This is a genomic window from Empedobacter sp. UBA5924, from assembly GCF_002431085.1.
Lineage (GTDB): Bacteria > Bacteroidota > Bacteroidia > Flavobacteriales > Weeksellaceae > Empedobacter > Empedobacter falsenii_B.
This window is the reverse complement of record NZ_DJDM01000001.1, coordinates 56,527-75,875: the sequence shown is the minus strand read 5'-3', so window position 1 is coordinate 75,875 and position 19,349 is coordinate 56,527. Positions and strand designations below refer to the sequence as shown.

Below are 19,349 nucleotides of genomic sequence, written 5' to 3'. Positions count from 1 at the left end.
CATGAAAATATCACTAAAAAATTATACATTTCGTTACCTCACATTTTGGTTACTAATCGTTATTGCGATTTGGGCATTTCTTTTTCATTCCTTGATTTTGGATGAGGTTTATGACAATGTAGATGACGGATTGAAGAATCAAAAAATTGAGATTATTCGAGAAGCTTATCGCGATCCGAATTTATTAAATACAACCGAATTTGGGTTAAGTCAATTCAAAATTACCAAAGTTGATCCAAGTAAATATGATGAAAGAAATCATTTTTCAAATGAGTTAGTTTACATGGGATACGATGATGATATGGAGCCTTATCGTATATTGAGAACTGGTTTTTATGACAAAGAAAATCATCCGTATTCATTAGAAATTAGAACGTCAACCGTCGAAGAAGACGAATTGATTTATGATTTGTCTCTTTCTTTGATTGCGTTATACTTTTTTATCTTGATTAGTATATTGTTGATTAATCATTTTGGATTGAAAAAAGCCTTCAAACCTTTTGGACAGATTATTTCTCAATTAAGAAAATATGAAGTGGGAAATAACGAAAAACCAAAACTTGTTGAAACGAATGTGAAAGAATTTTCTTATTTGCAAAAAGAAATTGAGCGAATGATTAATCGAAATGATGAGGTTTTTAACTCGCAAAAATTATTCATCGAAAATGCTTCGCACGAATTGCAAACGCCTTTGACAATTGCACTAAATAAACTTGATTTGCTAATAGAAAATTCAGATTTAAACGAAAAAGAAGTGATGAGTTTAGTAGAAACTAAGCAAACACTTTGGCGAATGGTGAATCTTAATAAATCGTTGTTAATGTTGTCTCGAATCGAGAATAATCAATATAAAAATAATGTTGAAGTTAATTTTACAGCTTTAACAAATGATTTGATTGAAGATTATGAAGATATTTTAGAAGCAGAAGAAATTAAATTAGAAACAAATTTTAAGGCAGATTTTATTCTTGATTTTAATATCGATTTGGCTCGAATTTTAATTTCAAATTTGATTAGAAATGCGATCAAACATAACAATGATGAGAAAATTATTAAGATAGAAAGTGATTCAAATCAATTTATAATTTCGAATACAGGAAAAAACGCAACGTTGGATTCGAATCTTATTTTTAGTCGTTTTTATAAACAAGGAACAAGTGATGGTAATAATGGATTGGGGCTTTCAATTGTGGACACGATTATCAGAAATCAACAAAATCTAAAGTTAGATTACAATTATGAGTTTCCTTTTCATCAATTTATTCTGAAAAAATAAATTATTCCCAAATCTTTCCTAATTCACTTTGCAACTTTGTCTTATAATTATAAAATCAAACAAAATGAAAAAGTTTTTAAGTGTTATCATGTTAAGTGCAACGTTGATTTCTTTTGCTCAAGATAAAGCGATAAAATATAACCAAGTTCCAAAAACGGGACAGCAATTTATCAATAAGTATTTTGGTGCAAAACAAGTTGGTTCTGTGATGTTGGACGATGATTATTTTTCGAAAGAATATAAAGTGTATTTGGCAAATGGAACAAAGGTAGAATTTGACGGAGACGGAGCTTGGAAAGAAGTTGATGGAAAACGAAATGCTATTCCAACAGGATTTATTCCAGCTAAAATTTCGAATTATGTGAAAAGAAGTTTTCCGAATACTACAATCACAAAAATTGAAAGAGATCGAAAAGAAATTGAAGTAAAATTGAATAATGGACTTGAATTAAAATTTGATAAAAATGGAAATTTCAAGAAAATTGATGATTAATAAAAAATATATTCAAAGAAAAACTCCAACTAAAGTTTAGTTGGAGTTTTTTATTCTATTTATCTCGACTTTCTAACATTGGCACAAATTTGAAATCTCCAAATTCGTAATGCTCAAATTGATCTTCTGATAAACGTATAATCACAATCATTCGTTGCGATTGTTCACCAACCGGAATCACCATTATTCCACCAATATTCAATTGTTTTTTTAATTCTTCTGGAATTTCTGGCGCACCAGCTGTTACAATAATTTTATCAAAAGGAGCAAAAGAAGGTAAGCCTTTGTAGCCATCTCCATACGTTTGATAGCGTGGCTCGAAATTGATTTTTTTCAACATAATTTTCGAGAAATCAAATAAATCTTTTTGACGTTCAATCGTAAAAACTTCAACACCCAAAGCAACCAAAACAGCAGTTTGATAACCAGAACCAGTTCCGATTTCTAAGACTTTTTCATTAGGTTGAATATCTAATAATTGTGTCTGAAAAGCAACTGTAAACGGATGCGAAATCGTTTGTCCAGCAGCAATCGGAAAAGCTTCGTCGCGATATGCGAATTCCGTAAATGCGCTGTCTAAAAATAAATGTCGTGGCACTAAATTAATAGCTTCCAATACGTTTTCATCTTCAATTCCTTTCGAGCGCAACAAATCAACCAACATTTTGCGTCGTCCTCTGTGTTTAAAATCGTCTACAGACATATTCCAAAATTTTTACAAAAATGCATTAAATACAACTTATTCTCATTAATTTTAACGGCAAAATCTACCAAATGTTAAAAGTAGGAGTGATCGGTGCTGGGCACCTTGGAAAAATCCATTTAAAGTTATTAAATCAATCGGAAAGATACGAATTAATTGGCTTCTTTGATTCTTTTGAAGAAAATGGAAAAAAAGTTGAAGCTGAATTTGGGTATAAATATTTTAGTTCGATGGACGAATTGATTGATGCTGTTGATGTTGTCGATATTGTGACACCAACGTTATCACATTATGAAGTGGCATTGAAAGTGATCGAAAAAAATAAACATTTTTTCATCGAAAAACCAGTTACGCATACCTTAGAAGAGGCAGATCATTTGTTGAAATTGACAAATGAAAAAGGTTTGAAAGCGCAAGTTGGACACGTAGAGCGTTTTAATCCTGCATTTACAGCGGCTGCACCTTTTATCGAAGAACCATTGTTTATTGAAACGCATCGTTTGGCAGAATTTAATCCGCGCGGTACAGATGTTCCTGTAGTTTTAGATTTGATGATTCATGATTTAGATGTGATTTTATCGATTGTAAAATCAGAAATTAAATCAATTCATTCGTCTGGAGTTTCGGTAATTAGTGATACACCTGATATTGCAAATGCTCGAATTGAGTTTGAAAATGGTTGTGTGGTGAATGTTTCGACAAGTAGAATGTCAATGAAAAATATGCGAAAAATGCGTGTTTTTCAACGAAATGCGTATATTTCAATTGATTTCTTGACGAAAAAGACTGAAATTATTAAAATGCACAAAGCGCCAGAAAATCCAAGTGAATTTGCGATGATTTTGGAAAACGATAAAGGAGATCGTAGAGAAATTTGTTTTGAACATCCAGAAATTTTACCAAATAATGCAATTTTGGATGAATTAGAAAGCTTTGCAGATTCTATTGTGAATAATTCACCAATTAAAGTTTCGTTACAAGATGGACGAAATGCATTGAAAGTTGCATTGGAGATTATTGCTTATTTTGAAAAAGAACAGCAAGTCATCAAAAATCAAACAATCGAGAAAGAATAAATCGATGTTAGATTTTAGAAGTTCGAATTTCGCTAAACGCATGAATATGATGTGATTTTGAAACAAGTTCAGAATGACGAAAATTTGTCAAGCTGAATTCATTTCAGCTTCTCATTCTGAAAAATCAAATTTCGCAAAACTCATTTCGAACTTCGAATCTCGAAAAAAAATAAATAATAAAAACAAACATACAAAAAGATGAAAAACATTACAGTTATTGGAGCTGGAACGATGGGGAATGGAATTGCTCACGTTTTCGCACAATCAGGATTTGCAGTGAATTTGGTTGACGTTTCTCAAGATAGTTTGGAGCGTGGATTGAAAACAATCGCTGGAAATTTGGAGCGTATGATCGCCAAAGAAAAAATTACGGAAGCTGACAAAACAGCAACTTTAAATAATATTACAACATTTACAGATACTGCGGAAGCGGTAAAAAATGCGGATTTAGTTGTAGAAGCTGCAACAGAAAATTTAGATTTGAAATTGAAAATCTTCAAACAAATTGATGAAGCTGCGCCAGCAAATGCAATTTTAGCGTCTAATACTTCTTCTATTTCGATTACAAAAATTGCGTCTGTTACAAGTCGTCCAAAACAAGTGATTGGAATGCATTTCATGAATCCAGTTCCGATGATGAAATTGGTTGAAATTATTCGTGGTTACGATACAACAGACGAAGTAACGAAAGCGATTATGGAAATGTCAGAAAAATTAGGAAAAGTTCCAGTTGAAGTGAATGATTATCCAGGTTTTATCGCCAATCGTATTTTAATGCCAATGATTAACGAAGCAATTTATTCTTTATATGAAGGAGTTGCGGGCGTGAAAGAAATTGACGAAGTAATGAAATTAGGTATGGCTCATCCAATGGGACCATTACAATTAGCAGATTTTATCGGTTTAGACGTTTGTTTATCAATCTTAGAAGTGTTGTACGATGGTTTCAAAAATCCTAAATATGCACCTTGTCCATTGTTAGTTAACATGGTAACTGCTGGTAAAAAAGGAGTAAAATCTGGAGAAGGATTCTATGATTATTCAGAATCTAAAAAAGCAGAAAAATTAGCTGCTCAGTTTGCGAAGTAGTTTATCTTACACAAAATAGTCAAAACAAAAAGCGTTACTTTTCGGGTAACGCTTTTTTTTATTTTGATTACTTAATTGCAGCTAAAGCATGTGTGTAATCTGGTTCTTGTCCAATTTCAGGAACTTGTTCTGCATAAGCAACTTCTCCATTTGGATTAATTACTACAACTGCGCGAGATAATAATCCATTTAATGGTCCATCAACCATTTTAACACCATAAGCATTTGCGAATTCTTCATTTTTGAAATCAGATAAAGTGACTACATTATCCAAACCTTCGGCAGCACAAAAACGAGATAAAGCGAAAGGTAAATCTTTCGAAATACATAACACAACTGTATTTGCAGCAGAAGAAACTTCTTTGTTAAAAGTTCGTACAGATTGCGCACAAACACCAGTGTCAACACTTGGAAAAATATTTAAAACAACATTTTTTCCAGCATAATCAGCCAATGTTTTGTCGCTTAAATCTCCTGCTGTTAAAGCAAAAATCGGCGCTTTTTCACCAATTATAGGTAAATCTCCGCCTGTATGAATAGGATTTCCTTTGAATGTAATTTCAGCCATAATTTTTTATTTTATTCTTAGATTTTTAATGATTAAAAGTAACAAAATTCTACGGAGAAAAAAGTATCTTCGCAATAATAAATTGTTACATTACAAATAACACACAAATATTATGCAACTTTCAAAGCGTTTACAGAATTTGAAACCATCTGCAACTATTGCAATGTCTGCGAAAGCAAGAGAATTAAAATCACAAGGAATCGATGTGATTAGTTTAAGTATTGGAGAACCAGATTTCAATACACCAGATTTTATCAAGGAGGCAGCTAAAAAAGCTATCGACGAAAATTATTCAGGATATCCTCCAATTGCAGGGTATGCAGATTTGAAGGAAACAATTTGTAAGAAGTTTAAACGTGATAACAATATTGAATATACAGCAAATCAAGTTGTTGTTTCTACTGGAGCAAAACAATCTATTTATAATGTTTTACAAGCAATTGTAGACGAAGGAACTGAAGTAATTATTCCAACACCTTATTGGGTTTCTTATTCAGATATCGTAGAATTATCAGGAGGAACGCCAGTTTTTGTGGAAGGAACTTTAGAAGCTGATTTCAAAATTACACCAGCACAGTTAGAAGCTGCAATTACAGATAAAACTCGTGCTATTATTTATTCATCTCCTTGTAATCCGTCAGGATCAGTTTACACAAGAGAAGAATTGAAAGGTTTGGCTGAGGTTTTAGCAAAATATCCAGATGTGATTATTATTTCGGACGAAATTTATGAGCACATTGTTTACGGAGAAAAAAATGTTTCGATTGCATCTTTCCCAGAAGTTTATAATCAAACAGTAACTGTAAATGGTTTAGCAAAAGCTTTCGCAATGACAGGTTGGAGAATTGGTTTCATTGGAGCGCCAGCTTGGTTAGCAAAAGCATGCGAAACGTTACAAGGACAAGTGACTTCGGGAGCAACGTCTATCGCTCAACGTGCTGCAATTACGGCTTTAGAAGCAGATCCAAGTTCTGTTCAATACATGGTTGATGCGTTTGCAGAACGTCGTGAATTGATGTTAGGTTGGGCAAGAGAAATTCCAACGTTCAAAGTAAACGAACCAAAAGGAGCTTTCTATTTATTTCCAGATGTTACGGCAACTTTCGGAAATACATACAATGGCGTTACAATTAACAATGCAGATGATTTAGCTTTATATTTATTAGAGCATGCACAAGTTGCAGTTGTTTCTGGTTCGGCTTTCGGGTCTAAAAATTGTATTCGTATCTCGTATGCGGCGTCTGTAGAAGAGTTGAAAGAAGCAATGACACGTATCAAAAATGCTTTAGCGTAAGTAGAAAAATAGATAAAATATCAAAATCCTCAAGTTTTACTTGAGGATTTTTTTGTGGATGATATTTTCTTAAAAAAAATGTGATTTTAATTTTAATGAAATTCAATTGATTAGCCTATTTAAGCGACTTTTTATTGAAAATATTTCAAAAAAGATTTGTTTTAATCGAAAATAACCTCTTATATTTGCACCACTAAAAACAAGGCGAGGTAGCTCAGATGGTTAGAGCGCAGGATTCATAACCCTGAGGTCGGCAGTTCGATTCTGCTCTTCGCTACAACTTCAAAAGACAAATTCATTATTGAATTTGTCTTTTTTATTATCAATAAATATTATTAGACTTCTGATGATAATCATCGATTAATCCTTTCAAATTCATTAAATTTGCATTCAATTTAGTAACGTTCTAAATAAAATTCAAAAAAATGATTCAAACAGATATAGTTATAATCGGAGCTGGACCAACTGGTCTTTTTGCCGTTTTCGAAGCAGGTTTATTAAAAATGAGATGTCATATTATTGATGCACTTCCTCAACCAGGAGGACAATTGACAGAATTGTATCCAAAAAAACCAATTTTTGATATTCCTGGTTATCCTTCTGTTGGTGCAGGTGAATTGATTGATAATTTGATGGAGCAAATCAAACAATTTGAGCCAGGTTTTACATTGAACGAACAAGCTGCAACAATCGATAAGCAAGAAGACGGAACTTTTATTGTAACAACAAATAAAGGAACGCAAGTGCAAGGAAAAGCGGTTGCGATTGCAGGTGGTCTTGGATCTTTTGAGCCTCGTAAGCCAATTATCGAAAACATCGAAGCGTATGAAGAAAACGGAGTGGAGTATTTTGTAAAAAATCCTGAACTGTTCCGTGATAAAAAAATCGTAATTGCTGGTGGTGGAGATTCTGCTTTGGATTGGTCGATTTTCTTGGCTGATGTGGCTGCGGAAGTTACGTTGGTACACAGAAGAAATGAGTTCCGTGGAGCGTTAGATTCTGTTGATAAAGTAATTGAATTGAAAAAAGCTGGAAAAATTAATTTGGTTACTCCAGCTGAAATTACTGGAATCAAAGGTGAAGGAAAAGTGGAAAGTTTGGTAATTGAAAAAGAAGGTGAAACTTTTGAACTTGAAACAGATTATTTTATTCCATTGTTTGGTCTTTCTCCAAAACTAGGTCCTATTGCAAATTGGGGATTGGAGATTGAGAAAAATGCAATCAAGGTAAATAATGCGTTAGATTATCAAACAAATATCGAAGGAATTTACGCGATTGGTGATGTAAATACTTATCCAGGAAAATTGAAGTTGATTTTATGTGGTTTCCATGAAGCAACGCTAATGTGTCAGTCTGTTTACAATAGAATGAATCCTGGGAAAAAATTTGTCTTGAAATACACAACAGTTTCTGGTGTTGATGGTTTCGACGGGACAAGAAAAGAAGCCGAAAAAGCGGTTGTCAAAGCTATTGACTAATTTTAACAAAATAAATAGAAATATTTTTTAAATCTTTTACGTTTTGCGTAAAAGGTTTTTTTTATTCACATTCACAAGGTTCTCTACTTCGTCTTTTGGCTTCATTGTCCCAAAAAGGATAAAATTTTAATCCAAAATAAAAGTTCGCAGAAGTTAATTTTTTCTGTTTAAAAACGATTGGAATTGCATTATCACTGCCCAAAATTAGAGGGCCAATTCTTACATACCCACCAAATGTTATATTTTCAAAATCATAGATAGAAAGGGAAGGTCCAATTCCAAATCCATTTTTTTGGATAGTATAAGAAGTTTGTAGCACATTGATACGTTTCAAACTATTTTCAAAAACTGGAATTCGTTGCATCAAATTGAAATTTAAGTAATGATTTTCAATAATTTTTTTACTCAGATTAAGATGTAAACTCGTTGGTAAACCGATCGAAAAATTATTTCCCGTTTTAGATTTTGTTTCATCACCATAAACTTCTTTGCTCAAAAGTCCTAAATATTGATCAACACTTTCAAATTCAACTCCATCTAATTTTGGATTATTACGAATTTGAACTCTTTGCGAGGGATTGTAGAAATGATGGTTATCGCCTCTGAATTTTACTAATCCAACATCTAATAAATTTGCCGAAAATTTGAAATCATATAATTCATCATTCGCTCTTCTGTTCACAAAAGAAATTCCTAAATCTATTCCAACTCCATTTCCTCTATTTCGTAAAACATATTTATCTCGATCAAAATCATAATTGGTAGAATATCCTGCTTTTATATCATAATTTGACGCATAAATATTTGCATCAGGATTGTCGATTGTACTTGTTATAGTTGGTTCAGCTTCTAATTTTATCGCGTTTTTACTTTTGATATACGCGCCATCTAAACCCAAAAGATATTTAATATTTGCCCCAATAATAACTTCAGAAGTATTAGTTGTATACAAATTTGTCGAAACATTTAAGCCTAATTCAGCCCAATTCATTGCATTTGTCTTTGTAGGTTCAAACTCATAATTTTTTGGTTCTATTTCATTCTGATTACTAAAACGAAAATAATTATCTAAATCTTTAATAGAACCTTGTGTACGAAGTCGGGTGAAAATTCCAAGACGATAAGTTTGATTATTAATTTTCTTTTTAAAAGAAACGGAAGGTCCCAGAAAATCATTTTCCAAATGATAAGAAATCGTATTTCTAGTTGCGAAATCTAAAATATTAGAATGCGTTTCTCCTCTTATTCCAGCTTTTATATTTGCTGATTTTGTTTCACCTTTTATTAAACCTAATACGTTTTGATCGGATACGTAAGCGTAATCATTTCTGAATAAAATATCCTCAGAAATAATATTAATATCCCATTTATTCGGGTTAAAATATGAAGTTGTCGGAGAAAAAACACTACCGTTAATCCCGCTATATTGATCATTACTAAAAGATAAAATATTTTGTCCAAACGTAAATCCTGAACAAAAAATAACGGTTAATAGAAGTTTTTTCAAATGATAAAATTTTTATTATAAATAAGAAAAATCAATTGAAATAAATTACGGTTTTACGTACAGCTCAAAAAAAAGAGTTTCAATTTGAAACCCTTCTTTATAAAATTAAATTTTAATCACCATCAATTAATCTTCCTAAACCTCCTAAAATAGAACCTTCACCTTGTGAAGAACCGCCTGCAGAAGGTGCATGTGCAATAATACGATCAGCCAATCGGCTAAAAGGTAAAGATTGTATATATACAACACCAGGACCTCTTAATGTAGCAAAGAAAACACCTTCTCCTCCGAAAAATGTATTTTTAATTCCGCCTATAAATTCGATATCGTAATGAACAGATTGTTCGAAACCAACAATGCAACCTGTATCAACTTTCAGAACTTCGCCAGCTTGTAAAACACGACGATGTAATGTTCCACCAGCATGAATGAAAGCCATTCCGTCGCCTTCTAATTTTTGCATAATGAAACCTTCTCCTCCAAAAAGTCCAGTTCCTAATTTTCGATTAAATTCAATTCCAACCGAAACTCCTTTTGCAGCACAAAGAAAAGCATCTTTCTGGCAAATAAATTTTCCGTTCACTTCTGGTAAATCTATCGGAACAATTTTTACTGGATATGGTGCAGCAAAAGACGCTTTCTTTTTTCCTTGTCCGTAATTTGTGTACGAAGTCATAAACAAACCTTCACCTGTTAACATTCGTTTTCCGGCATTTAATAATTTTCCGAAAATTCCACCACTTTGTTGAGAACCATCGCCAAAAATTGTTTCCATTTTTACACCATCATCCATCATCATAAAACTACCTGCTTCTGCTACAACAGTTTCTTGTGGATCTAATTCAATTTCGACAAATTGCATTTCTTCACCGTAAATTTTATAATCTATTTCGTGTGAATTCATTTTTTTAATTTTACTAATTAGTCGACAAAATTCGTAATTCGTAACAGTTCTTATTTAAAATTAGTATTAAATATGAACCAATGAGGTATATTCTTTTTTTGAAAGTAAACAATCCGTATTTTTGTTTAACTTGAAAAAGTATTATGGCAGATATTAAAATTACAATTATAGATAGAGAAGGTGTTTCGCACGAAGTTGACGCGCCTACTGATATGAATATGAATATCATGGAGCTTGTGCGCGCCTACGAATTAGCACCAGAAGGAACCATTGGTATTTGTGGTGGAATGGCGATGTGTGCTTCTTGTCAATGTTATGTCTTAACACCAGAAATTCAATTACCAGAAATGACGCCTGATGAAGATGCAATGTTAGCAGAGGCATTTAATGTGAAAGATAATTCACGTTTAGGTTGTCAGTTACATCTTTCGAATGAAATGGATGGATTAGTTGTTGAATTAGCACCAGAATATTAAATTTTAGTTTTACGTGGTACGTTATAAGTTCTACGTTACAATTTTGTTATTATCGTTTAGCGTAAAACGTTTGGCGTAATACTTAAAACTTATTAAATGAATCAATTAGATAAAAGACTTTTTTTGTTAGATGCTTATGCCTTAATTTTTAGAGGGTATTATGCATTTATCAAAAATCCACGAATCAACTCAAAAGGTTTCAATACATCGGCAATTATGGGATTTACGAATTCCTTGTTCGATGTCATTCGACGTGAACAACCAACGCATTTGGCGGTTGTTTTTGATGTTGGTCAAGCAACAGTTCGTACGGTAGATTATCCTGAATATAAAGCAAATCGTGATGAAACGCCAGAAGCCATTCGTCAAGGCGTTCCGTATATTCAAGATATTTTACGAGCGTTAAAAATTCCAGTACTTTTCGCCGAAGGTTACGAAGCAGATGATGTGATCGGAACATTAGCACAGAAAGCAGAGAAAGCTGGTTATACAACTTATATGGTGACACCCGATAAGGATTTTGCGCAATTGGTAACGGAAAAAATTAAAATGTATCGTCCTGCTGCAAATGGAAAAGGTGTTGAGATTTGGGGAATTGAAGAAGTAAAAGAAAAATTTGAAATCGACGATCCAATTCAAGTTATCGATTACCTTGGAATGATGGGTGATGCTGTGGATAATATTCCAGGTTTACCAGGTGTTGGAGCAAAAACGGCAAGTAAATATTTGAAAGAATTTGGATCATTGGAAAACCTTTTAGCGAATACAGATAAGCTGAAAGGGAAAGCTAAAGAAAAGATTGAAGAGAATAAAGAGCTTGGAATTCTTTCGAAGAAATTAGCAACGATTATTACAGATGTTCCTGTAGAATTTGATGAAGAAGATTTAACGGTTTGCCCGCCAGATATAGAAAAAGTTACTGAACTTTTCACGGAGTTAGAATTCCGTCGTATGTTAGAAACGGTTTACAGAATTTATGGTTTGGATGTTTCGGGAATTATCAAAGAAGCGCAAGAAGAAATTTCTGCGGCAAGTCAGATTTCTTCGAATCAAGTGCAAATGGCTCAACAATCATTGTTCGATTTTACGTCTGATGAAGAAATCGTTCCACAAAATTCAGCTTTTACAGATATTTCAACAACCAATCATTTGTATCAATTAATCGATACGAAAAAAGGAAGAGAATTATTGTTGAGAAATATTCTGAAACAAAAAGAAGTGACTTTCGATACAGAAACAACTTCTTTGGATGCGTTAGAAGCAGAATTGGTCGGGATTTCGTTTTCTTGGGAAAAAGGAAAAGGTTATTATGTGCCTTTTTCAACAGATTTTGAAGAAACAAAAGCAATTATCAACGAATTTAAACCATTTTTTGAAGATGAATCAATTTCGAAAATTGGTCAAAATCTAAAATATGATATTAAAGTTTTAAACAAATATGACATTGTTGTTTTAGGTCAAAATTTTGATACGATGATTGCGCATTATTTGATTAATCCAGATATGCATCACAATATGGAAGTGTTGTCAGAAACATATTTGAGTTATCAACCAGTTTCACTCGAAAGTTTGATTGGAAAAAAAGGAAAGAATCAAAAGAATTTCCGTGATGTTCCGTTGATGGAGCAAACCGAATATGGAGTAGAAGATTCTGATATTACAAATCAGTTGAAAAATCTTTTCGAACCAGAATTAATCAAATCAAATACACACAAATTATTCACTGATCTTGAAATGCCATTGATGCAAGTTTTGGCTGATATGGAATTGGAAGGTGTTAATTTGGATGTTCCGTTCTTGAAAGAACTTTCGGTAAAACACGAAGCGAAATTAAGAGAATTAGAAGCAAAAATTCAGGAAGATGCTGGAGAAGAATTCAATCTTAATTCGCCAAAACAATTGGGAGAAATCTTGTTTGATAAATTACAATTAGATCCAAAAGCGAAGAAAACTAAAACTGGTCAGTATGCAACAGGAGAAGAAATTTTATCAAAACTGAAAGATAAGCATCCAATTATCAATGATATTTTAGAGTACCGTCAATTACAAAAATTAAAATCGACTTATATTGATGCGTTGCCAGAATTGGTGAATCCAAAAACTGGTCGCGTGCATACAACATACGCGCAAACGGTTGCTGCAACGGGACGTTTGTCTTCTGTAAATCCGAATTTACAAAACATTCCGATTCGTTCAGAAGAAGGTCAGCAAATTCGTAAAGCCTTTGTTGCGCGAGATGAAAATCATGTGATTATTTCTGCCGATTATTCGCAAATTGAATTGCGTTTGATTGCACAAATGTCACAAGATCCTGCAATGGTAGAAGCTTTCAAACATGGAGAAGATATTCACGCTTCTACTGCCGCAAAAGTTTTCAATGTAGATTTAGATGAGGTGACGCGTGAACAACGTAGTCAAGCGAAAACGGTAAACTTCGGAATTATTTATGGTGTTTCGGCTTTTGGTTTAGCAGATCAAGCAAATATTTCTCGTAAAGAAGCCAAAGCATTGATTGATGCGTATTATGAAACTTATCCAACGTTGAAAGCGTATATCGAAAAACAAGTTGAGGTAGCTCGTGACCAAGGTTTTGTAGAAACGTTAATGGGTCGTCGCCGTTATTTGAAAGATATCAATTCGAGAAATGCTGTGGTGCGTTCGCATGCTGAGCGAAATGCTGTAAATGCGCCAATACAGGGTACTGCGGCGGATATCGTGAAAATGGCAATGATTCAAATTCAGAAAGAATTGAAGAAAAATTATAAAACCAAAATGATTTTACAAGTGCATGATGAGTTAATTTTTGATGCACCCAAAGATGAGTTTGAAAAAGTTTCTGAATTAATCAAATCGACTATGGAAGCTGCAATGCAAATGGATGTTCCGTTGATTGCAGAAGTCGGAGTAGGAGCGAATTGGTTAGAAGCTCATTAGAAAAATATTATTTACAATAATTACAAAGCGTTACTTTTTAGTAGCGTTTTTTTTTGTTAAAATATCTACAAAATATTCTGATTAACAAATTCTTAACGAGATTAAAATATATCTTTAATTCATTATTGATTTTAAATTATATGAAAAAACTATTTTACTTATTTACATTGTTTACGATTTGTTTAAATGCTCAAATTATAAATCTAAAAATATTAGACCTTTCGGATAATTTACCACTTTATGATGCAGATGTATATTTCAAAAATTCGACTAAGAATTTTGTATCAGACATGAAAGGAAAAGTTGTGGTTGATTTAAACAATGTTTCGCAAACAGATGAGTTAATCGTTTCGAAAAAAGATTATCAAGATGCAATAATCAACGTATCGGAATTAAAATCTGAAATGATAATCAAACTCGAAAGAGTATCCGAAATCGAGTTAAAAGAAGCTTTTGTAACAAACTTGAAAGCCGAAGATGTTCTACAGAAAGTTTATGATAATTATGATAAAAACTTTAATATTGAACAATATTATTTCTTAGTTAATTTTCAACAAGATTTGTTATTTAATAATAATGAACGGGATTTTATTGATGCAGATTTACAGTTTAAATTTAAACGAGGAGATTTGAAAATTAAATCAAAAGGAATTGTAAACAACGAAATAAAAAGTGGACGAGAACCAAATTCAAATATTCGTTTGATTTATTATTTGGAGAGTATTTATTTGAAAGAAAAATATATTAAGCAATTTGTATACTTATTAAAGGAAAAGAAATATGAAGAATCTAATTTATCATTAACAAAATATGGAGATAGTTTTGTTTATGAAGTTACAATAAAAACAAAATCAAGAGATGTATTTCTGACAATTGATAAAGATACATTTGCTGTTGTTGAGTTTTATTGGGAAACGACTATTCCGGAAACTAAATATTCAGAAAATGAATTTTTAAGAGAAGCAAAAGTTGTTTATAAATATCGTCCTCATAACGGGAATTGGGTGTTGAAAGAAACGTCTGCAATTTGGAACACTACTTATGAAAAAGATGATGAAAAAACAGATTTAGATATGAATTTTAGTATAATCGTAAATGATTATAACACGCAATCTTTTTCAGAGTTCAACAAATCGGTGAACGAAAAGATGGATATTAGAAAAAGTTTTAAATAAAATAAAAACCCAATAAATAAAAATATAATTGTCGCAATTACCTCGTTTTTAGGAATTAATCTGTCAGCACAAACGCAAAAAGAAAGCATACGAGCAACTTACAAAGCCGAATTTATTTTTGATTATGAACAATCGAAGGATATGTTTTCAAAGAATTTGCAACCAGCTTTCAAAATGGCTATAGATAGAGGAGTTTTTGTCGATTTTATATTAGAAAGTAATAAAAATTTATCTGTTTTTCGAGCAGATACAAAAGTGAATAACGCACAACATGAAGCGGATATGGTTGTACAAGAGATTTTGAAATCGGAACAAAATCCTTTGTATAAAGATTTTTCTAAAAATGAATATTATAAACAGTTTGATATTAATGTAAAAACGTATTTGGTTAAAGAAAATATACCTAATTTTAATTGGAAATTAACGAAAGAAAAAGCTGTGATTAATGGTTATAATGTCGTAAAAGCGATTGATCAAGATCGAGATGGAAATGAATTTACGGCTTGGTATTCGCCTGAAATAAGATATAAAGATGGACCTTATTATTTTTCGAATTTACCGGGGTTGATTTTACAAGCAGAAATTATTTCGCCTTATTTTACAGTGATTTTTAAGATTAATCAACTTGAAATTTTGAAAGAAAATCTTAAAATTAATTTACCTACAAGAGGAAAAGTAATGACGTTAAGAGAAATGCAAAACGATATGAATGCATCGTAAACATCGAATGAAGGAGTTGAAAAATAGTCAAAATAAAAGCNNGCTTTTATTTTGACTATTTTTAAATGAATTATACCGCTGGTTTGCGAACAACTGGTAAAATTTCACCTTTTTCTAAACAATATTTTAGTACATCTTCCGAAGGAATTTGTTTGGTGTAATCTGCTTTTTCTACAATAAATCCTACATCTTCCAAACGTTTGTAATAATCTAAACCATAAACACGAACGTGATCATATTGTCCAAATTTTTCTTTACGTTCTTCTTTTGTTGTAACCGTTGGATCTTCGTACGTTACATCACGTTGATACGAAATTGGAACTTGCAGAATTCCCCAACCTCCTGGTTTCATGACACGAAATAATTCGCTCATCGCTTTGTGATCGTCAGGAATATGTTCCAAAACGTGATTACAAAAAATGATATCAAATGTATCATCACCAAAAGGTAAATCGCAGATATCTGCTTTTACATCTGCCAAAGGCGATTCTATATCACTTGTGATGTATTCTAAATTCTTCATCGCACGAAAACGCTTGATAAAAGATTGCTCTGGAGCAATGTGCAAAACTTTAGCTTTTTCAGTAAAGAAAGACGTTTCATTTTTTAGGTACAACCACATCAAGCGATGTCTTTCTAATGAAAAAGTTCCGGGTGAAAGTACATTATCACGCTGTTTTTCGTAACCATAAGGCAACAAACTATAATAACCTTGTCCATCAATTGGGTCTACGAAGCGATTTCCTTTCATAAACCAAACTAAAACAGGACGAATAATATAACTACCTTGTATTAATAAAGGACGAGGTAGAATATTCATGATTTTTTTTAAAAGCTTTTTCACAAAAGTTTTCTTAAGGTTTGAATAAAAATGGTTTTTCTTCGTCAGATACGATTCCTAAAGCATCGTAAATAAACTGATAAGTTGACAATAATTTTGGTTCGCCATCCACTACACAAACATCGTGTTCGAAGTGAGCCGAATATTTATCATCGCGCGTTGTAACCGTCCAACCATCTGGATGAAAGAAGACTTTTTCAGTTCCCATATTTACCATTGGTTCGATGGCTAACACCATTCCTTCTTCAATTTTTTTACCAGATCCACGACGTCCATAATTCGGAACTTGTGGTTCTTCGTGCATTTTACGACCTAATCCGTGTCCAACTAATTCACGAACGATTCCGTAACCTTCTTTTTCACAATATTGTTGAATTGCAAAACCGATATCACCTACGCGATTACCTTTTTTCATTTGTTCTATTCCTTTGAACATAGATTCTTTTGTAATGCGTAATAATTTTTCAGTTTCAGCATCTACTTCACCAACTGCAAATGTATAAGCGTGATCTCCGTAAAAATCATTCATATAAACACCACAATCTACCGAAACAATATCTCCTTCGTTAAGTGGTTCATCGTTTGGAATTCCATGAACAACTTGTTGATTTGGAGAAATACAAAGGTTTTTAGGGAAATCGTACATTCCTAAAAATGCAGGATATCCACCATTGTCGCGAATAAATTCGCCTCCTAATTTATCTAAATGATTGGTTGTAACACCAGGCACTACTTCTTTGGCTAACATACCCAAGGTTTTTGAAACCAATTGAGCGCTTAGGTACATTAGTTCTAATTCTTCTTTACTTTTTAAATGTATCATAATCCGAAAAATCCTCTTTTCTTTTTCTTCTCAGGAGCTTTTTGCCCGTTTGCGTGAACACTTAATTCAATCTTTTTTGTAATGATTTGATAAACGTCACTCCAACCTGGGAAACCTCCTAAATTTCTATCGTCGATAAAGATATCGGCATTTATTTTTCGACTTTGCGTATTTTTATCAAAATCCTCTCCGTCAAAACTATTGTTGATGGCATAAAACTCTATACCATTTTGTTTGCAAAACTCAACAGCTTCGTCTAAATATTTACCACTACGATAAGTCCATAAAGTAAGGCGATATCCGTCGTTTTGTAATTGTTTCAATGTTTCGAAAGCGAAGATTTTAGCTTTTCCAATTTCTGGATATTTATCATCTACCACAGTTCCATCAAAGTCAACAGCAATAATTTTATTAATCATGTTTGTAAGTATTTAAAGTTATTTAGGTTATTTTTTTTGAACAATAATGTTTCCAGTCATTTCAGTTGGAATTTCAATTCCCATCAAAGTTAAGATAGTTGGTGCAATATCTCCAAGTTTACCATGCTCAACATTCCATTCGATATTTTTCTGAGCCAAAATAAATGGAACAGGATTCGTTGTATGTTGCGTATTCGGTGATCCATCTTCGTTCATCATAAAATCTGAATTTCCGTGATCAGCCAAAATCACCACATTGTAACCATGTTCTAAAGCTGCATTTACAATTTTCTCCGCACAAGAATCTACTACTTCAGCAGCTTTTATTGCCGCAGACATAACACCTGTATGTCCAACCATATCTGTATTAGCGAAGTTAAGACAAATGAAATCCGCTGATTCTTTTTCGATTTCTGGTACAATTGCATTTGTAATATCATATGCAGCCATTTCTGGTTTCAAATCGTAAGTAGCAACATCTCTTGGCGAAGCACATAAAACACGAGATTCACCAACGAAAGGTTCTTCGCGACCACCATTGAAGAAAAATGTTACGTGTGGATATTTTTCAGTTTCAGCAATACGAATTTGCTTACGACCAGCATTAGAAATAACTTCTCCTAACGTATTTACAATATTTTTCTCATCAAAAATTACCGCAACTCCAGTATATGTAGCATCATATTCTGTAAGAGTGATATATTTTAGATTTAATTTATGCATTCCAAATTCTGGAAAATCATGTTGCGTTAAAACTTCTGTGATTTCACGTCCACGATCAGTTCTAAAATTGAAACAAATCACTACATCATCATTCTCGATTTTAGCTTTTGGTTGACCATTTCCATCCGTTACAATAATCGGTTTGATGAATTCATCTGTTACGCCTTCATTATAAGATGCACGAATTGCTTCTAATGGATTTGTTGTTGTTTTACCAACTGTATTTACCATTGCATCGAATGCTAATTTCACACGTTCCCAACGTTTATCACGATCCATTGCATAATAACGACCAGTAATCGAAGCGATTTCTCCTGTTGATTTTGTCATGTGATTCATCAATTCTGTGATAAATCCTTCGCCAGATTTTGGATCGGTGTCACGACCATCTGTGAAAGCATGTACAAAAACATTTTGTTGTAAACCTGATTGATTTGCTGCATCTAACAAACCTTTCAAATGATTGATATGTGAGTGTACACCACCATCAGAAACTAAACCAATGAAATGTACTTTTTTGTTATACTCTAAAGCATATTGAAAAGCATCTTTTAAGATAGGTTCGTTTTGTAACGTTCCGTTTTCAACCGCCATATTGATTCGAACTAAGTTTTGGAAAACTACGCGTCCAGCACCCAAATTCATATGTCCAACTTCCGAATTCCCCATTTGTCCTTCTGGTAAACCAACGGCTAAACCAAACGTATCCAACGTAGAATGTGGAAATTTCTCGAAACAGCTATCTACAAAAGGTGTATTTGCTTGCGCGATTGCAGAAACAGCAGGGTTTGGTCCAATTCCCCATCCGTCCAAAATCATTAATATTGCTTTATTGTTCATTTTTCTTGTA

At 32.7% G+C, this 19,349-nt stretch carries 18 protein-coding genes and 1 tRNA gene; 11 read left to right on the top strand and 8 right to left on the bottom strand.

What is annotated here, in order from left to right:
* Nucleotide 1 precedes the first annotated feature (1 nt).
* Both B3792_RS00365 and B3792_RS00360 read left to right on the top strand, forming a co-directional pair.
* Entirely contained in the window at nt 2-1,276 is a 1,275-nt protein-coding gene (locus B3792_RS00365; protein WP_291068563.1) for a sensor histidine kinase, read from the top strand.
* A 64-nt stretch (nt 1,277-1,340) separates the two neighbouring features.
* Entirely contained in the window at nt 1,341-1,769 is a 429-nt protein-coding gene (locus tag B3792_RS00360; protein WP_180905227.1) for a PepSY-like domain-containing protein, read from the top strand.
* Between the two features lie 55 nt (nt 1,770-1,824).
* On the opposite strand, the gene B3792_RS00355 is transcribed toward B3792_RS00360, so the two are convergent.
* Complete coding sequence (locus tag B3792_RS00355; protein WP_280045208.1) at nt 1,825-2,472, bottom strand: protein-L-isoaspartate(D-aspartate) O-methyltransferase; 648 nt, start codon at nt 2,470-2,472, stop codon at nt 1,825-1,827.
* 71 nt (nt 2,473-2,543) lie between these two features.
* Between B3792_RS00355 and B3792_RS00350 the strand changes: the two genes are divergently transcribed.
* Together B3792_RS00350 and B3792_RS00345 are read left to right on the top strand one after the other, a co-directional pair.
* Nucleotides 2,544-3,548, top strand: coding sequence for a Gfo/Idh/MocA family protein (locus B3792_RS00350; RefSeq protein ID WP_114997742.1), 1,005 nt, complete (start codon nt 2,544-2,546; stop codon nt 3,546-3,548).
* Between the two features lie 198 nt (nt 3,549-3,746).
* Nucleotides 3,747-4,637, top strand: coding sequence for a 3-hydroxyacyl-CoA dehydrogenase family protein (locus B3792_RS00345; RefSeq protein ID WP_114997739.1), 891 nt, complete (start codon nt 3,747-3,749; stop codon nt 4,635-4,637).
* A gap of 67 nt (nt 4,638-4,704) precedes the next feature.
* Here B3792_RS00345 and tpx read toward each other — a convergent pair whose 3' ends face one another.
* A complete protein-coding gene (gene tpx, locus B3792_RS00340) occupies nt 4,705-5,205 on the bottom strand; it encodes a thiol peroxidase (RefSeq protein WP_114997736.1) in 501 nt (166 codons plus the stop codon).
* A 112-nt stretch (nt 5,206-5,317) separates the two neighbouring features.
* Between tpx and B3792_RS00335 the strand changes: the two genes are divergently transcribed.
* From B3792_RS00335 to B3792_RS00325, 3 genes are all read left to right on the top strand, one after another.
* Nucleotides 5,318-6,499: a pyridoxal phosphate-dependent aminotransferase gene (locus B3792_RS00335; protein ID WP_219034881.1), complete on the top strand. Its 1,182-nt coding sequence runs from the start codon at nt 5,318-5,320 to the stop codon at nt 6,497-6,499.
* Between the two features lie 203 nt (nt 6,500-6,702).
* Nucleotides 6,703-6,776, top strand: a tRNA-Met gene (locus B3792_RS00330).
* A gap of 148 nt (nt 6,777-6,924) precedes the next feature.
* Nucleotides 6,925-7,977: an NAD(P)/FAD-dependent oxidoreductase gene (locus tag B3792_RS00325; protein WP_115001902.1), complete on the top strand. Its 1,053-nt coding sequence runs from the start codon at nt 6,925-6,927 to the stop codon at nt 7,975-7,977.
* Nucleotides 7,978-8,038: 61 nt separating this feature from the next.
* On the opposite strand, the gene B3792_RS00320 is transcribed toward B3792_RS00325, so the two are convergent.
* Both B3792_RS00320 and B3792_RS00315 read right to left on the bottom strand, forming a co-directional pair.
* A complete protein-coding gene (locus B3792_RS00320) occupies nt 8,039-9,484 on the bottom strand; it encodes a DUF5723 family protein (protein WP_280049431.1) in 1,446 nt (481 codons plus the stop codon).
* Between the two features lie 112 nt (nt 9,485-9,596).
* Nucleotides 9,597-10,388 (bottom strand): TIGR00266 family protein, encoded by a 792-nt coding sequence (locus B3792_RS00315; protein WP_291068560.1) that lies wholly within the window; start codon nt 10,386-10,388, stop codon nt 9,597-9,599.
* A gap of 143 nt (nt 10,389-10,531) precedes the next feature.
* Here B3792_RS00315 and B3792_RS00310 point away from each other — a divergent pair, with 143 nt between their 5' ends.
* The 4 genes from B3792_RS00310 (at nt 10,532) to B3792_RS00295 (ending at nt 15,693) form a co-directional block, all read left to right on the top strand.
* Nucleotides 10,532-10,864 carry a 2Fe-2S iron-sulfur cluster-binding protein gene (locus tag B3792_RS00310; protein ID WP_286495515.1) on the top strand — a complete coding sequence of 111 codons (333 nt, stop codon included), beginning with the start codon at nt 10,532-10,534 and terminating at the stop codon, nt 10,862-10,864.
* A 96-nt stretch (nt 10,865-10,960) separates the two neighbouring features.
* The gene (gene polA, locus B3792_RS00305) at nt 10,961-13,798 is read left to right on the top strand and encodes a DNA polymerase I (protein WP_291047200.1); all 2,838 of its coding nucleotides are present in this window, start codon (nt 10,961-10,963) and stop codon (nt 13,796-13,798) included.
* A gap of 140 nt (nt 13,799-13,938) precedes the next feature.
* On the top strand, nt 13,939-14,973 hold the full coding sequence (locus tag B3792_RS00300) for a hypothetical protein (protein WP_219034878.1): 1,035 nt from the start codon (nt 13,939-13,941) through the stop codon (nt 14,971-14,973).
* A 12-nt stretch (nt 14,974-14,985) separates the two neighbouring features.
* Entirely contained in the window at nt 14,986-15,693 is a 708-nt protein-coding gene (locus B3792_RS00295; protein ID WP_219034894.1) for a GLPGLI family protein, read from the top strand.
* 70 nt (nt 15,694-15,763) lie between these two features.
* Here the strand turns inward: B3792_RS00295 and B3792_RS00290 are convergent, their stop codons facing one another.
* From B3792_RS00290 to gpmI, 4 genes are read right to left on the bottom strand one after another with little or no spacing between them, the layout of a single operon-like run.
* The gene (locus tag B3792_RS00290) at nt 15,764-16,513 is read right to left on the bottom strand and encodes a class I SAM-dependent methyltransferase (protein ID WP_257468107.1); all 750 of its coding nucleotides are present in this window, start codon (nt 16,511-16,513) and stop codon (nt 15,764-15,766) included.
* Nucleotides 16,514-16,547: 34 nt separating this feature from the next.
* On the bottom strand, nt 16,548-17,357 hold the full coding sequence (gene map, locus B3792_RS00285; RefSeq protein WP_115001887.1) for a type I methionyl aminopeptidase: 810 nt from the start codon (nt 17,355-17,357) through the stop codon (nt 16,548-16,550).
* On the bottom strand, nt 17,354-17,776 hold the full coding sequence (locus tag B3792_RS00280) for a BT0820 family HAD-type phosphatase (RefSeq protein ID WP_280045217.1): 423 nt from the start codon (nt 17,774-17,776) through the stop codon (nt 17,354-17,356). Before B3792_RS00280 ends, map begins: the two co-directional genes overlap by 4 nt.
* A 27-nt stretch (nt 17,777-17,803) precedes the next feature.
* Nucleotides 17,804-19,339 carry a 2,3-bisphosphoglycerate-independent phosphoglycerate mutase gene (gene gpmI, locus B3792_RS00275; RefSeq protein WP_291047204.1) on the bottom strand — a complete coding sequence of 512 codons (1,536 nt, stop codon included), beginning with the start codon at nt 19,337-19,339 and terminating at the stop codon, nt 17,804-17,806.
* Between the last annotated feature and the right edge of the window lie 10 nt (nt 19,340-19,349).